Consider the following 14,396-nt stretch of genomic DNA (forward strand, 5'->3'; position numbering starts at 1 on the left):
TCAACGGCCGGGGCCCGGCAGGCCGGGCAGCAACTCCCGCACCAGGGAGCCCACCTGGCCCGTCTCGATCAGGAATCCGTCGTGACCGTGGGGTGATTCGACGATTCTGGCGCGGTCGGCGCCCGGCAGCAGGGCCGCCAGCTCCGCCTGCTGCGCGGGCGGGTAGAGCCGGTCGGAGTCGATGCCCGCCACCAGCGCGGGCATCCGCGCACGGCGCAGCGCCTGCGCGCTGCCACCCCGTCCGCGCCCGACATCGTGCCCGTTCATCGCCTCGGTCAGCGTGACGTAGCTGCCCGCGTCGAAACGGTGCACCAGCTTGGCCGCGTGATGGTCGAGGTAGGACTCCACCCGGTACCGCCCGCCCTGCCCGGGGTGTTCTCCCGGCTGGGCCTCGCCGCCGAACCGGGAGCCGAGCTCCGGCTCGCTGCGGTAGGTGACATGGGCGATCCTGCGTGCCAGACCGAGCCCACGGTGCGGGCCGTCGCCCGGTGCCGCGTCGTGGTAGTGGCCGCCGCGCCACCCGGGGTCGGAGCGGATCGCGGACAGCTGTACGGAGCCCCAGGCGATCTGCTCCGCCGAGGCTGCGGCGGGTGCGGCGAGCACCAGCAGCGACCCGGTGCGCTCCGGCCGGCCCACCGCCCATTCGAGCGCGCGCATCCCGCCCATCGACCCGCCGATCACCGCCGCCCACCGGCCGATGCCCAGGGCGTCGGCCAGCGCCGCCTCGGCAGCCACCTGGTCGCGGACCGTCAGGTACGGGAAGTCGCCGCCCCAGCGTGCCCCGTCCGGGCGCCGGGACGAGGGGCCGGTGCTGCCCTGGCAGCCGCCGAGCACATTGGGTGCCACGACGAACCACCGTTGCGTGTCCAGCGCCTTGCCGGGGCCGATCAGCGCGTCCCACCAGCCGGCCGTGGGGTGCCCGGGCCCCGCAGCCCCGGCCGCATGGCTGTCGCCGGTCAGGGCGTGCAGCACCAGGACCGCGTTGGAGCCGTCGGACGCGGGACGCCCCCACGTCTCGTACGCGAGTTGCACGTCCGGCAGCACACCGCCCGACTCCAGCGGCAGCGGCCGGTCCAGGCGCACCCATGAGCGGCGGCCCGGCGGATCCCCCTCCCGCCGGCCTCCGGCGGCCGGCGGGAGGGGAGACATGGGCGAGGGGGCCGTCCGGTTCAGGACGCCGCCTTCGCAGCCCGGAATCCGGCCTCCAGATCGGCCTTCAGATCGTCCACGCTCTCCAGCCCCACCGAGAGGCGGACCAGCCCCGCGGCGGCTCCGGTGGCGGCCAGCTGCTCCTCGGTCAGCTGGCTGTGCGTGGTCGACGCCGGATGGATGATCAGGGACCGTACGTCACCGATGTTGGCGAGGTGGCTGAACAGTTCGACCGCGTCCACGAACCGCTTGCCCGCCTCCACCCCGTCCCGCAGCTCGAAGGAGAGCACCGCACCTGCGCCGCGGGGCAGGTAACGCCGCCCCGCCTCGTACCACTTGCTCGATTCGAGGCCGGCGTAGTGGACGGCCGACACCTCGTCGCGGCGCTCCAGCCATTCGGCCAGGGCCAGGGCGTTGGCGGTGTGCCGCTCCAGCCGCAGGCTCAGCGTCTCCACGCCCTGCAGCAGCAGGAAGGCGGAGTGCGGGGAGAGCGCGGGGCCGAGATCGCGCAGCAGCTGCACCCGCAGCTTGACCGCGAAGGCGCCGGGGCCGAGGTCCGGCCAGTAGCGCAGGCCGTGATAGCTCGGGTCGGGGGAGCTGAAGTCCCCGAACCGCTCGGCGTGCGCCCCGAAGTCGAACGTACCGCCGTCCACCACCACCCCGCCGATGGTGGTGCCGTGCCCGCCGAGGAACTTCGTCGCGGAGTGGATGACCACATCCGCACCGTGCTCGATCGGACGCAGCAGGTACGGCGTGGGCACGGTGTTGTCGACGATCAGCGGCACCCCGGCGGCGTGCGCCGCGTCGGCGACCGCCCGGATGTCGAGGACGTCACCGCGCGGATTGCCCAGTGTCTCGGCGAACAGCGCCTTGGTGTTCGGCCGGATCGCCGCCGCCCACGCCTCGATGTCGTCCGGGTCGTCGACGAACGACACCTCGATGCCGAACCGGGGGAGCGTGTGACGCAGCAGGTTGTACGTGCCGCCGTACAGCGAGGTGGACGAGACGATGTGGTCCCCGGCGCCGGCGAGCGTCAGCAGGGCAAGGGTCTCGGCGGCCTGTCCGGAAGCGAGTGCCACCGCGGCGACTCCGCCTTCCAGCGCGGCGATCCGCTGCTCCAGGACGTCCTGGGTGGGGTTGTGGATCCGGGTGTAGATGTTGCCGGGCTCGGCCAGCGAGAACAGGTCCGCGGCGTGCTGGGTGTCCCGGAAGACGAACGACGTCGTCTGGTAGATCGGCACCGCACGGGCGCCGGTCGTCGGGTCGGGGGCCGCTCCGGCGTGAATCTGCTTGGTCTCGAAGGACCACGCGGCGCCGGGGTCCTGGCGGTCGTGGTCCTCGGGGGTGTGCCCCGCGGTGACGGAGTCGACGGGCTGGCTCATGGTGTTCCTCTGTGGTTCTCGGTGCGGGCGGTGGTCAGGCGGCGGCGGAGGCGCAGGAGAGAGCGGACCCGGGCGCCGGGATCTCGACGAGGCCGGTCAGGACCGGGTGGCGGCCGTCCGTGCCGAGGGATATGCCGCCGCCGACGGGGACGCGGCGCAGCCTGCGCGGGTGGGCGTGGGAGCCGCCCTGGCCGGGGAGCAGGGCAACCCGGTGTTCCAGGGCCGCGGCGCACACGGCCGCCGGCCCGGCGGGTGCGACTGCGGGAGCGGAAGTCATCGTGGAGCCTTTCCGAACGGACGATCCTGAGTGGCGCGGCAGGCGGCCGCGGGCACGCCGACGGCGTGGCGGTGCCGGGTGGGAATCGTCGCTGCGGTGGCGTCCGGGCAGGTCAGCTGCTCAACGGAGCGGGGCGCAGCGGGGGCGGCGGCTACACGCCGAGGACGCGAGGCGTCCCAGATCGACGTGGCGCCGCGAGACGAGTGTCGCGGTCGCGGGCATGCGGTGAGCGTGTCAGCGGGCCTGGTGGGCGTCAACAGTCCGGCGCCGAGGGCGAACGGTCCGCATCCGCTGTTCGAGAGGTACGCGGCAGTGGGTGTGGGGCAGTGGTGCGCCGCACCCGTAACCCCTCGGACCTGCGCGGACTTTCACGGACAGCGGTCTGCCCGGACCGCCGGGGGAACCGGCGGTCCGGGCAGGGGGAGGGGGACGATTTCATCCGGCCGCAACACAGCGCTCGCGCGCGGCGTGGCCGGCCGCTGTTCTAGCGGGCGGCAGGGACCTCGGCGATCGAGCGGCCCGCCCAGGCCGGCGCCGCTTCCGTGAGCGCGACGAGGCGTTCGCGTACCTGGTCAGGGAAGGGAGTGGTGCGCCCGGCCTGCTGATCCACGTGGAGGGCGAGCAGTTCGGTCGTGGCGACGGGCTCGGCGCCCGGCCCCGGTACGTCCGTGCTCCCGGAGTCCGAGCTCCGCGTGTCGTCGCTCCGCTCCGCGTCGTTCTGCGCGTCCGGCCCGAGCACGTACAGCTCGTGGGCGATGCGGGTCCTCTTCGCGTCGGCGCCCAGCACCCGGGTACGGACGAGGAGCCGGTCGCCCTCCGCGACGTCGCGCAGATACCGGATGTGGGACTCGACGGTGTACAGCGAACAGCCGGTGCGCTCCCGGTACTCGGAGTGCAGACCGGTCTCGATCATCATCCGGTCCGTCGCGAAACCGAAGACGAGTACGTAGAACGCCTCGCTCATGTGGCCGTTGTAGTCGATCCACTCCGGGCGCACGGTCTCCCGGTACAGGGGCAGCGCACTCACTTCGCCGCCCCTCGGTGCGCCGCTCGGCGAGCCTGCCGGTCGCACGCAGCACATCGATGACGCCGCGGTCCCGTTCGGCGACGAGCTCGGCGATGCTCCGTCCGTCCGCCGCCTCGTCGCAGCCGCGCACCACCGCGTCGTACAACTCCCGGTCCAGTTCGGGGGCTTCGAGCCGGGTCCACGGAGCCTTCAGGGAGGGGCCGAAGTGGTCCAGCATGTGAGCCATGCCGCCTTCGCCGCCCGCGAGCGCGAAGGTGAGCATCGGCCCCATGCACGCCCAGCGCAGCCCGGGGCCCTCGGTGATCGAGGCGTCGATCTCCGCCACCGTCGCCTCCCCGTTGGCGACCATGTGCAGCGCCTCACGCCACAGCGCTTCCTGCAGGCGGTTGGCGATGAAGCCGGGGACCTCGCGCTCCATCGTGATGACGGACTTGCCGGCCGTCTCGTAGAAGCGCGACGCCCAGCCGACCACCGACGGTGCCGTCCGCTCACCGCCCACGACCTCGACCAGCGGGATCAGGTACGGCGGGTTGAACGGGTGCCCGACGACGAGCCGTCCGGCGCCCGCGGACCGGGTCTGCATGTCGCTCATCGGATAGCCGGACGTCGAGGAGGCGATCACGACCCCCGCGGGCGTGGCCGCGTCGAGCCGGGCCAGCAGATCGCGCTTGAGTTCCAGCTTCTCCGGAGCGCTCTCCTGGACGAACTGCGCGTCGGCCACCGCCTCCTCAAGCGTGTCGGTGACCCTGAGCCGGTCCTGTGCGGCGCCCTCGGCGAGGCCGAGCTGTTCCAGTGCCGGCCAGGCGGCGGCCACCAGGCGGCGCAGCTTCAGGGCGGCGTCAGGGGCCGGGTCCCAGGCGGTGACGTCGTATCCGCGGGCGAGGAAGTGTGCGACCCAGCCACCGCCGATCACTCCGGCGCCCACGCACGCCACCCGGCGTACGTCCTCGGGGGCACAGGGGGCCGGGGCGAGCGGTGCGGGCGTGGGCGACGGGGCGGAGTCCGTAAGCGTTGCGGACCGGGCGGACGGGAGAGGTCGTGCGGCGTTCATCGTGCGGTTCTCCAGAACGAGTGGGGGGAGAGAGGTGCGAGGCGCGGGCGGGGGTCAGCCGCGCGGCTTGAGCCCGAGCCGCTGCCGGGCCTCGTCAGGGGTGGCGACCCGGGAGCCCAGCGCCTCGGTGATCCGCACGGCACGCTCCACCAGCTGGGCGTTGGTGGCCTTGACGCCCTTACCGAGGTACAGGTTGTCCTCGAGACCGACCCGGACGTGGCCACCGAGGAGGATCGACTGGGCCACCCACGGCATCTGCATCCGGCCCAGCGCGAAGCTCGCCCACTGGGCACCCTCGGGCAGCATGTGCACCATCGACTGCAGTACGCCGGGGTCGGCGGGCGCGCCCCACGGGACACCCATGCAGAGCTGGAAGACGGTCGGGGCGTCAAGCAGCCCCTCGGCCAGGAGCTGCTTGGCGAACCACAGCTGGCCGGTGTCGAAGATCTCCAGTTCGGGGCGTACGCCCAGCTGCTGGATGCGGCGGGCGCCGGCCCGGAGCATGTCGGGGGTGGACACGTACAGATTGCTGCCGTCGCCGAAGTTGAGCGACCCGCAGTCCAGGGTGCAGATGTCCGGCAGCAGGTCCTCGACGTGCGGCAGGCGTTCGAGCCCGCCCACCAGGTCGGTGCCCGGCAGCTGCCGCAGCGGCGCGTCGGGGTCGATCACCAGATCGCCGCCCATTCCGGCGGTCAGATTGATGACGACATCGGTTCCGGTCTCCCTGATCCGCTCGACGACCTCCCGGTACAGGCGCGGGTCGCGGGACGGGGCGCCGGTCTCCGGCTCACGGACATGGATGTGCACGACAGCGGCCCCGGCCCCGGCCGCCTCGACGGCGGACCGGGCTATCTGCTCGGGCGTGACGGGCACATGAGGGCTCTTGCGGACCGTGTCACCGGCCCCGGTGAGGGCACACGTGATGATGACGTCCTGGTTCACGGGCATGCGGAAGCGGCTCCTGAGTCGAAGGGGGTCGGATGAGACGTCGGATGAACCGACGGGGGGTGAAGAGCGGAGCGGGTGGGGGAAGGAAAAAGACAGGGGAGTGAGGGGTCAGCGGGCCGTCAGGGTCGCGTCCACATGGCCGAGCAGCGCAGCGTGCATGTCCTCGGCGCTGGTGCCCGGCTCCCCCGGAGTCGTCGCGAGCACCTGCGAAGCCAGCCCGTCGATGAGAGCGGTGAGACCCAGTGCGGCCGTTTCCGGATCGACGGGCCGGAACACCTGCTGGGCGATGCCGCGACGGATCACCTCGGCGACGGTGTCGCGCCACTGCCGGTAGTACTCCACATGGAGTTCACCGACAGCGGTGGAGCGGGCCGCCTCCGCCCAGAGATCGAGCCAGACGCTCCACTGGCGTCTCTGCTGCGGGGTGTACGGCGTCTGGAGTTCGATCAGCAGGCGCAGTTCGTCACCGGCGTGGTCGGTATCGGCGGTCCCGGCCGCGCGCCGGGCGGTGTCCTCGTCCATGCACCAGCGGGCCGCCGCCTCCAGCAGTTCGTCCCGGCCGGGGAAGTGGTAGTGGATGGCGGCGGTACTGGTCCCGCAGGCCTCGGCGATGTCCGCGACCCGCACGGAATGAAAACCGTGCTCGGCGATCAGGCGGACGGTCTGCCGGACGATCTGCAACGGTCTGCCGCTGTCCGCCGTCGGGCTCGCCGCGGCGGTATTGCGGGCGCGCCGCGGCCGGACGTCCGTCGGTGGGGCATCGGCCTGCCGGACCGGCGCGGCGCCGTGCTCCGCGGCCGAGCCGAGCAGCCAGCCTGCATCGACATCCGCGATGTCGGCGACCCGGGCCAGCTCGGCCGTGGTGAAGCGGCGGGTGCCGCCCAGCGAGCGCGAGAGCTTGGACGGGTCGATGACCATCCGCCGCGCGAACTCGCGCTGGCTCACTCCTGCCGCCCGGATCACCTGCCGGACCCGCTCGGCCACCTCGTCGTGCTGCATGGTCAGCCACCGTACCCATGTGTTGAGAGGATCTCAACACATGGGCCGTCAGGTGTGCTGTTCAGATGCGCATTGAGATGCTGACTGATGCATCAGTCAGGTCATGCCCGGCTCATTCCTCGACGAGCATCCCGCTGCGGAGCTTCTCGAGGATCCGGCTGATCAGACGCGACACGTGCATCTGCGAGATGCCGAGTTCGGCGCCGATCTGCGACTGGGTCAGCTCCTGGCCGAAACGCATCTCGATGATGCGGTGCTCGCGCGCGTCCAGGTCGCCGAGCAGCGGGGCCAGCGTCTGGAGGTTCTCCACCGTCTCCATGGCCGGGTCCGCCTCGCCGAGCGCATCGGCGAAGGTGCGCCCGGCCGTGCCGTGCCGGCCGATGGTGGTCGCATCGGTCGGCATGTCCAGGGACCCTGCCGTGTAGCCGTTGGCCGCGACGATTCCCTCGTTCACCTCGTCATCGGTGATGCCGAGGCGCCCGCCGAGCTCCTGGACGGTGGGGTCGCGGTCGAGCTCCGTGGCCAGGGACTCCTTCGCCTTGGCGAGGTCGACCCGCAGCTCCTGGAGCCGGCGCGGCACGTGGACCGCCCAGGTGGTGTCGCGGAAGAACCGCTTGATCTCTCCGACGATGTACGGCACCGCGAAGGAGGTGAACTCGACCTCGCGGGACAGGTCGAACCGGTCGATGGCCTTGATCAGCCCGATCGTGCCGACCTGGACGATGTCCTCCATGTCGCCGCTGCCCCGGTTACGGAACCGGCCGGCGGCGAACCGGACCAGCGAGAGGTTCATCTCGATGAGAGTGTTGCGCGCGTACTGGTGGGCCGCGGTGCCCTCCTCCAGTACCTGCAGACGGTCGAAGAAGAGCTTGGAGAGCGCCCGCGCGTCCTTGGGTGCGATCTTGCCGGCGTCCTCGATCCACGGGAGTTCGTCCGCATTTCCCGGGGTTCCGGTAACGCCCTTGACGTCCGGGACGGTCGCGACACGCGTCGGTGTCGCCTTCGGCTGTGCACTCTCCGCTCGTTCCGCACCGGCGGTCTGCGCAGTGTGCGCCGTCATCTCTTCACGCTCCCTGGTCGTAGGCTATGAGGTGTAGGCGTATGCCCGCAAAGGGAGCGCTCATGCAGTCATGTGAGTGTTGATCAGGCCACGACGCGTCAATGGCCGAGAATCGATGCCGACCTTCGTCCCGCCCGCGCAGGGCAGGTGACTCGGTCAGCAGAACCGCCCCACCGGTACGGGGGAGCCCGGTGGGGCGGTCGTCACCAGAGTGCCACAGCATCGGGTGCAGGGGGCACCGACCGGCGCATATCCAGCGGTAGTTGAGTCGAAATCGACGGTGGTCCCGCCGGGACTCCCTCAACAGGCGCGTCCAGCTCGGCGGGTGACGATCCGCCGGGCCGGCTCGGCGGATCGCTGCTGGGGTGAACGGCAGGTGCGCCCGGTGGCCCCGCTGGTACCTCCGGTACCTCCAGGACACCGAGGCCTCCCGCGAGCGCTGCGACGTGCACGGGAGCGGATTCATTGCGGGCCGGTGAACCCGTCACCTCTCGGGGAATACGCACGCGCAGCTGGGCCTTCCTGCTGCTGTAGCACCGGTGCGCGCCACACTGGCCGGTGCCAGGAATCAGGAGAGAGGGAGCTCATGCCGAAGGCGTACGTGTTCACCCGCAACGGCGGACCGGAGGTGGAGGCACTCGTCGAGCAGGACGCTCCGGTGCCGGGCCCCGGGGAGCTGCTCGTCGCCGTACGGGCGGCGGGGGTCAATCCGGTCGACTGGAAACTGCGCGCGGGGTACACCAGGCCCGGCAGCGAACCGCAGCCGTTGCCCACCGTGCTGGGCAGCGAGGCCGCCGGAGTGGTCGAGGCGATCGGCCCGGACGTCGAGGGGTTCGCGGTCGGGGACGAGGTCTTCGGCAACCCGGTGACCGGGGGGTACGCCGAGTACACGCTGCTGCCGGTGGCCGTGACCGCGCACAAGCCGGCCGGGCTGTCGTTCACCGACGCGGCGGCCCTGCCGGTCGCGGCGGCCACCGCCTACGACGGCGTGCGACAGCTCGGTCCCGCGCCGGGCTCGACGCTGCTGGTCACCGGGGCCGGAGGCGGCGTCGGAAGCGCCGCGGTCCAGCTCGCGCACCACGCGGGCGTCCGGGTCATCGGCGTGGCGAGCCCGGCCAAGAAGGACTTCGTCGAGTCGCTGGGCGCGGTGCACGTGGAATCCGGCGCCGGCCTCGCCGACCGGGTACGGGCAGCGGCTCCCGACGGCGTCGACGCGATCTTCGACCTGGTCGGCGGCGACACCCTGAAGGAAGTGGCCCCGCTGCTCGCCGATCCCGCCCGACTCATCAGCGCCGCCGGCAAGCCGCTGGCGCAGGAGCTCGGCGGGGCGGCAGTCGCCCGGGCCCGCACCGCGGCGGTCCTCGACGAAGTGGCGGACCTCGTCGTCGGAGGAGTTCTGCGCACACACGTCACCCGCACCTTCTCGTTGGCCGCGGCGGGTGAGGCACTGCGTACGGTGGAGAGCGGACACGCCCGCGGGAAGATCGTGATCGAGGTGACCGCATGAGCGCGCCGCAGGTCCCGGCCGCTGCCGTGCACCCGCTGGACGACCCGGTGGGCACCTCGCTGACGGGCCCGCACGCCCGCTTCGCCGAACGGCGCGGCCGCATCCTGCGCTACCCGGCGGACGTCACGCCCTGGGTCGCCGTTCCCGAGCGGCCGGGCGCCGAGGACTGGGCCGATGCCGCGGCGCTCGCCGGACCCGGTGGCGCCGTCACCATCACCGCGTTCCGTGAGCCGCCGCCGGACGACTGGGAGATCACCTTCCACGCGGAGGGCGTCCAGCTCGTCGACACGGGGGTCGCGGCCGCGCCGGATCCCGAGGCCGTACGCCTCGGGCCGGCCGATGTGCCCGAGATGCTCGACCTGGTCGCGCGCACCCGTCCGGGACCGTTCCTGCCCCGGACGGTCGAGCTCGGCACCTACCTCGGGATCCGGCGCGACGGAGCGCTCGTGGCGATGGCCGGCGAACGGCTGCACCCGCCCGGCTGGAGCGAGATCAGCGGCGTCTGCACCGACGAGTCCGTCCGGGGGCAGGGGCTCGCCACCCGCCTGCTGCTCGCTGTGTCCCACGAGATCAGGGAACGCGGCGAAACGCCGTTCCTGCACGCCGCGGCGGCCAACACCCATGCCGTGCGGCTCTACGAATCCCTCGGATTCGGGCTCCGCCGCCGTACGTCGTTCCTGGCCGCCCTCGTGCCGGAGGGCATACGGGTCCGCCAGGGGGAGGCGGCCGGCACGGCTGCCCCGAACTGACGCCGGCGGGCTCTGGACCGCCGCCCGGGGCCGCGCAGGGCGCGGAGTTTCCGGCCGGGGCTTCGGACCCAAGCCTTTCGTCTCCGGGCCCTGGTCTCCGGGCCCGGGTCTCCGGAGGCGCACCCCGCCGGGCCGGGGCCGCCGGCCTGATCTCCGCTGCGGATGCAGGGCCCGCACGTGCTGCCAGGACGGCCCGCACGGGACGTTCGTCCGGGACCTCCGGCCCGACATCGGTCCCTGCGACCGGACCGGGGACCTTCGGCGCGCTTCGTCGGGCCCAAAGCCCCGTGCGCCCTCGTCCCGGTCCCGGTGCACTGGAAGGGAGTGCCGGGGCAGGCCCGGCGGCTGCGGGAGGAGATGGCCGTGACGATCGGGGTACAGCGTCCGTCGACGACGCGCGGGGCGGAGCTGCCCGGGACGGACGCGGGGGAGCGGGCGGCCGTCGAGGCACGGATCGCCACCCCGGTCCTTTTCGCCGGCCTGGCCCTGCTGTCCCTGGTCGTGGTGACTCTCGACGCCAACACCGGTGAGGACCTTCGGCTCATCCCGCTGCTGGTCGTGGTGCCCGCACTCGTCTCCGTGTTCTGCACGGTTCGCCAGACCGTCGCCGTGGCAGCCTGGATCATGCCCATCATCGTCGCCTCCCGGCTGGTGTCCGGGGGCACGTTCTGGGACATCGCGAGCGGGGTCGGCTTCACCGTGCTTGCCTGCGGGCTGGGTGTCGGGGCCTGTTCGCTGAGGATCCGGCACGCCACCGAGATCGCCAGGCTGCGGTCCGCGGCCGTGGCCCTCCAGCGGCAGATCCTGCGCCCGCTGCCCGTGCTGACCGACCAGGTCCTCGTGGAAGGCATCTACACGCCGATCGAGGAGGACCGCCTGGTCGGCGGCGACATCTACGAGGTCGTCGAATCGCCGTACGGCACGCGCGTCATCATCGGCGATGTCCAGGGCAAGGGCCTGGCCGCCATCGGAGCGGGCTTCGCCGCCCTCGGCGCCTTCCGGGAGGCGGCCATCCGGGAGCCCGCCCTGACCGCTGTGGTCGACGCGGTCGAGGACGCGGTCGTACGGCACAACGGCTTCTCCGCCCAGACCGGCGAGATCGAGCGCTTCGTCACCGCACTGGTGCTCGGCCTCGACGGTGACGGCCGGGTGCAGGCCGTCAACTGCGGCCACCTGCCGCCCCGGCTGCTGCACGACGGTGCGGCAGCCCCCGTACCGCTGGGCCGCACATCGGTGCCGTTGGGCATGGCCGAGCTCAGCCACGAGGCCCGGGTCGCTGAGTGGCTGGACTTCCCGCCCGGCGCGACGCTGCTGATGTTCACCGACGGGGTGACCGAGGCCCGCGACGCCGCAGGGACCTTCTACCCGCTGGACGAACGCCTGGAGCCGTGGGCGGGCCTTGGCCCCGCGAACTGCTGGACACGCTCCACGCGGACCTGGAGGACTTCTCCGGCGGCGTACGGCGCGACGACATCGCCGTGCTCGCACTGCGCCGGGCCCCGTCCGGCAGCCGCCGCCGTCCCGTGACGGCCGACGGCGGCGCACGGCGGGCCGCGGAGGCCTTCAGCGCGCGGTAGCCGGTTCGCCGCAGGCACCCGTGGAACCGCGCCGTGCGGTCAACCTCCTCACTTGTCCCGTAGGGACTTCTGTCGCAGCGGGACATTTATGGGTGTAGGGTGCACTTATGAATCGGGACGGGAACACCACCGAGCGACGGAGCCGTAAGGCCCGCCGGACCCGGGACACGCTGGCGCGGGCCGCGTTCGAGCTCGTGCTCGACCGGGGCCTGAGGGACGTGACGGTCGAGGAGATCGCCGAACGCGCGGATGTCGACCGCCGCACCTTCAGCCGGTACTTCACCAGCAAGGAAGCCGCTGTCCTGGACTCGGTCCGGGGCGACGGGGACCGCATCAACGACGCACTGCGGGCCCGTCCCGCCGACGAGCCGCCGCTCACCGCGTACCGCCGGGCCGTCCTGGACTGGCTCGCGGACCCGGAGGCGGCGGCATGGCACCGCCGCCCGAGGATCTACGAGCTGCTGGTCCTCGCCGAGCAGGAGCCGACCCTCTACGCGGCGTTCCACCACATCCGGGTGGACGCCCAGGAGGACTCCGTCGCCATCGTCGCCCAGCGGCTGGGAACCGACCCGCGGCAGGACATCCGCCCCGCCGTCACGGTCGCCGCCGGCGCCGGAGCGCTCCTCGCCGCCCAGGCCGCCTGGGTGCGCGGAGGCTGCCCCGACGAACTGCCCCGACTCGTCGAGCAGGCATTCGACGCCCTGTCGGGAGAACTGCTCACGCGGCTCCCCGCAGGCGCGGCGTCACACAGCACCACGGAAGGAAACAGCACGTCATGAGCACCACCCCCGCCACCCCCGCCCAGGAGTTCGCCGGACGCACGGCCCTCGTCACCGGAGGCGCATCCGGCATCGGACTGGCCCTCGCCCACCGGCTGGCCACCGCCGGCGCGTCCGTGGTCGTGGCCGACCACGACGAGGAGAGCGCCCGCAAGGCGGTCGCCGCACTGGAGGCCGAGGGCGGCCGGGCCGCGGCCGTCGCCATGGACGTCACCGACCCCGCCTCGGTCGAGGCGGGGGTGCGGTTCGCCGTCGACACCTTCGGAGCCCTGCACCTCGCCGTGAACAACGCGGGCATCGGCGGTCCGAGCAGCCCGACCGGCGAGTACGCGATCGAGGACTGGGACCGGGTCGTCGCCACCAACCTCAGCGGAGTCTTCTACTCGATGCGCTACGAGCTTCCCGCGATCGTCGCCGCGGGTGGTGGCGCCGTGGTCAACATGTCCTCGATCCTCGGCACCAACGGTTTCGCCGGCTCGCCCGCCTACGTCGCCGCGAAGCACGGAGTGGTCGGCCTCACCAAGACTGCGGCCCTGGAGTACGCGGCACAGAACGTCCGCGTCAACGCCGTGGGACCGGGCTTCATCGACACCCCGCTGCTGCGCAACACCGAGGGCCCCGCCCGCGACCACCTCATCTCGCTGCACCCGGCGGGGCGCCTCGGCACGTCGCAGGAGGTGGCGGAACTCGCCGCCTTCCTGCTCTCAGACCGTGCTTCCTTCATCCACGGCAGCTACCACCTGGTCGACGGCGGCTTCTCCGCCTCCTGAGTGGCGGACGGGGGCACGGGGGCGAGAAAGAGAACAGAAGAGGTCAAGGAGGACCCATGAAAGCCGTCCAGTACCGCACCGTCGGCGCCGCACCCGAGGTCGTCACCGTGCCCGACCCGGAACCCGGTCCCGGCCAGGTGCTGCTGAAGGTGACCGCCGCAGGCGTCTGCCACTCCGACATCGCGGTCATGAGCTGGCCCGCGGAACAGTTCCCCTACCCCCTCCCGCTCACCCTCGGTCACGAGGGAGTCGGCACGGTGGCCGCGCTCGGCGAAGGGGTCAGCGGGCTCGGCGTCGGCGAGTCCGTCGCGGTCTACGGCCCCTGGGGGTGCGGTACGTGCGTCAAGTGCGCCGAGGGCAAGGAGAACTACTGCCTGCGCGCCAAGGAGCTCGGCATCAACCCGCCCGGCCTTGGATCGCCCGGCGCCATGGCCGAGTACATGATCGTCGACGACCCTCGCCATCTGGTGCCCCTCGGCGGCCTTGACCCGATGCAGGCCGTGCCGCTCACCGATGCCGGGCTCACCCCGTACCACGCGATCAAGCGCTCGCTGCCGAAGCTGGTGCCCGGGGCGACGGCCGTCGTCATCGGGACCGGTGGACTCGGCCACGTCGCCATCCAGCTGCTGCGCGCCATGACGGCCGTCCGGGTCATCGCCCTCGACGTCACGGAGGACAAGCTCGCCCTGGCCCGCACGGTCGGGGCGCACGAGACGGTCCTGTCCGACGAGCATGCCGCGGCGAGGATCCGTGAACTGACCGGTGGCATCGGCGCGCAGGTCGTCCTCGACTTCGTCGGAGCCCCGCCCACCGTGGCCACGGCGGGCGCGGCCGCCGCCATCGACTCCGACGTCACCATCGTCGGCATCGGCGGCGGAGCGCTGCCGGTGGGCTTCGGCTCCCTCCCGTTCAGCACGACGGTGACCGCCCCGTACTGGGGATCCCGCTCCGAGCTGGCCGAGGTGCTGGAACTGGCTCGCGCCGGATCCGTCGAGGTCCACGTCGAGACGTACGCACTGGACGAGGCACCGCTGGCATACGAACGCCTGCACGACGGCAAGATCAACGGCCGGGCCGTCATCCTTCCCCACGGCTGACCGGCCGGGTACCCCCCGTGACCC

General features: G+C 72.5%; 13 protein-coding genes and 2 pseudogenes. 6 read left to right on the forward strand and 9 right to left on the reverse strand.

Going from position 1 to position 14,396, the window contains the following annotated elements; translation table 11 throughout:
* The 9 genes and pseudogenes from LNW71_RS31555 to LNW71_RS31590 form a co-directional block, all read right to left on the reverse strand.
* Positions 1–1,149, reverse strand: a complete 1,149-nt coding sequence (locus LNW71_RS31555; RefSeq protein WP_250971297.1) for a homoserine O-acetyltransferase — start codon at positions 1,147–1,149, stop codon at positions 1–3.
* A gap of 20 nt (positions 1,150–1,169) precedes the next feature.
* Positions 1,170–2,531 (reverse strand): bifunctional o-acetylhomoserine/o-acetylserine sulfhydrylase, encoded by a 1,362-nt coding sequence (locus tag LNW71_RS31560; protein ID WP_250971298.1) that lies wholly within the window; start codon positions 2,529–2,531, stop codon positions 1,170–1,172.
* Between the two features lie 34 nt (positions 2,532–2,565).
* The gene (locus LNW71_RS31565) at positions 2,566–2,808 is read right to left on the reverse strand and encodes a hypothetical protein (protein ID WP_250971299.1); all 243 of its coding nucleotides are present in this window, start codon (positions 2,806–2,808) and stop codon (positions 2,566–2,568) included.
* A gap of 120 nt (positions 2,809–2,928) precedes the next feature.
* Complete coding sequence (locus LNW71_RS37085) at positions 2,929–3,030, reverse strand: putative leader peptide (protein WP_365405715.1); 102 nt, start codon at positions 3,028–3,030, stop codon at positions 2,929–2,931.
* Between the two features lie 262 nt (positions 3,031–3,292).
* Positions 3,293–3,889, reverse strand: coding sequence for a thioesterase family protein (locus tag LNW71_RS31570; RefSeq protein ID WP_285802232.1), 597 nt, complete (start codon positions 3,887–3,889; stop codon positions 3,293–3,295).
* Positions 3,840–4,886, reverse strand: a pseudogene (locus tag LNW71_RS31575) (3-hydroxyacyl-CoA dehydrogenase NAD-binding domain-containing protein); the annotation flags it as partial. The gene LNW71_RS31570 and the pseudogene LNW71_RS31575, both read right to left, overlap by 50 nt.
* Positions 4,887–4,940: 54 nt before the next feature.
* A complete protein-coding gene (locus tag LNW71_RS31580; RefSeq protein ID WP_250971301.1) occupies positions 4,941–5,834 on the reverse strand; it encodes a 3-keto-5-aminohexanoate cleavage protein in 894 nt (297 codons plus the stop codon).
* Positions 5,835–5,942: 108 nt separating this feature from the next.
* Positions 5,943–6,833: a TetR/AcrR family transcriptional regulator gene (locus tag LNW71_RS31585; RefSeq protein WP_250971302.1), complete on the reverse strand. Its 891-nt coding sequence runs from the start codon at positions 6,831–6,833 to the stop codon at positions 5,943–5,945.
* A 112-nt stretch (positions 6,834–6,945) separates the two neighbouring features.
* On the reverse strand, positions 6,946–7,893 hold the full coding sequence (locus LNW71_RS31590) for an RNA polymerase sigma factor SigF (RefSeq protein WP_250971303.1): 948 nt from the start codon (positions 7,891–7,893) through the stop codon (positions 6,946–6,948).
* A 586-nt stretch (positions 7,894–8,479) separates the two neighbouring features.
* On the opposite strand from LNW71_RS31590, the gene LNW71_RS31595 reads away from it, so the two are divergent.
* The 6 genes and pseudogenes from LNW71_RS31595 to LNW71_RS31620 all read left to right on the forward strand — a co-directional run bounded on the left by LNW71_RS31595 (position 8,480) and on the right by LNW71_RS31620 (position 14,372).
* On the forward strand, positions 8,480–9,400 hold the full coding sequence (locus LNW71_RS31595; RefSeq protein WP_250971304.1) for an NADP-dependent oxidoreductase: 921 nt from the start codon (positions 8,480–8,482) through the stop codon (positions 9,398–9,400).
* A complete protein-coding gene (locus LNW71_RS31600) occupies positions 9,397–10,149 on the forward strand; it encodes a GNAT family N-acetyltransferase (protein ID WP_250971305.1) in 753 nt (250 codons plus the stop codon). The genes LNW71_RS31595 and LNW71_RS31600 overlap by 4 nt, the downstream gene beginning before the upstream one ends.
* Before the next feature lie 363 nt (positions 10,150–10,512).
* Positions 10,513–11,726: pseudogene (locus LNW71_RS31605) on the forward strand (PP2C family protein-serine/threonine phosphatase).
* A 107-nt stretch (positions 11,727–11,833) separates the two neighbouring features.
* Entirely contained in the window at positions 11,834–12,505 is a 672-nt protein-coding gene (locus LNW71_RS31610; protein WP_250971306.1) for a TetR family transcriptional regulator, read from the forward strand.
* Positions 12,502–13,275 (forward strand): SDR family NAD(P)-dependent oxidoreductase, encoded by a 774-nt coding sequence (locus tag LNW71_RS31615; RefSeq protein WP_250971307.1) that lies wholly within the window; start codon positions 12,502–12,504, stop codon positions 13,273–13,275. The genes LNW71_RS31610 and LNW71_RS31615 overlap by 4 nt, the downstream gene beginning before the upstream one ends.
* A 56-nt stretch (positions 13,276–13,331) precedes the next feature.
* Entirely contained in the window at positions 13,332–14,372 is a 1,041-nt protein-coding gene (locus LNW71_RS31620; protein ID WP_250971308.1) for an NAD(P)-dependent alcohol dehydrogenase, read from the forward strand.
* Positions 14,373–14,396 lie beyond the last annotated feature (24 nt).

This window comes from Streptomyces sp. RKAG290, from assembly GCF_023701695.1.
Lineage (GTDB): Bacteria > Actinomycetota > Actinomycetes > Streptomycetales > Streptomycetaceae > Streptomyces.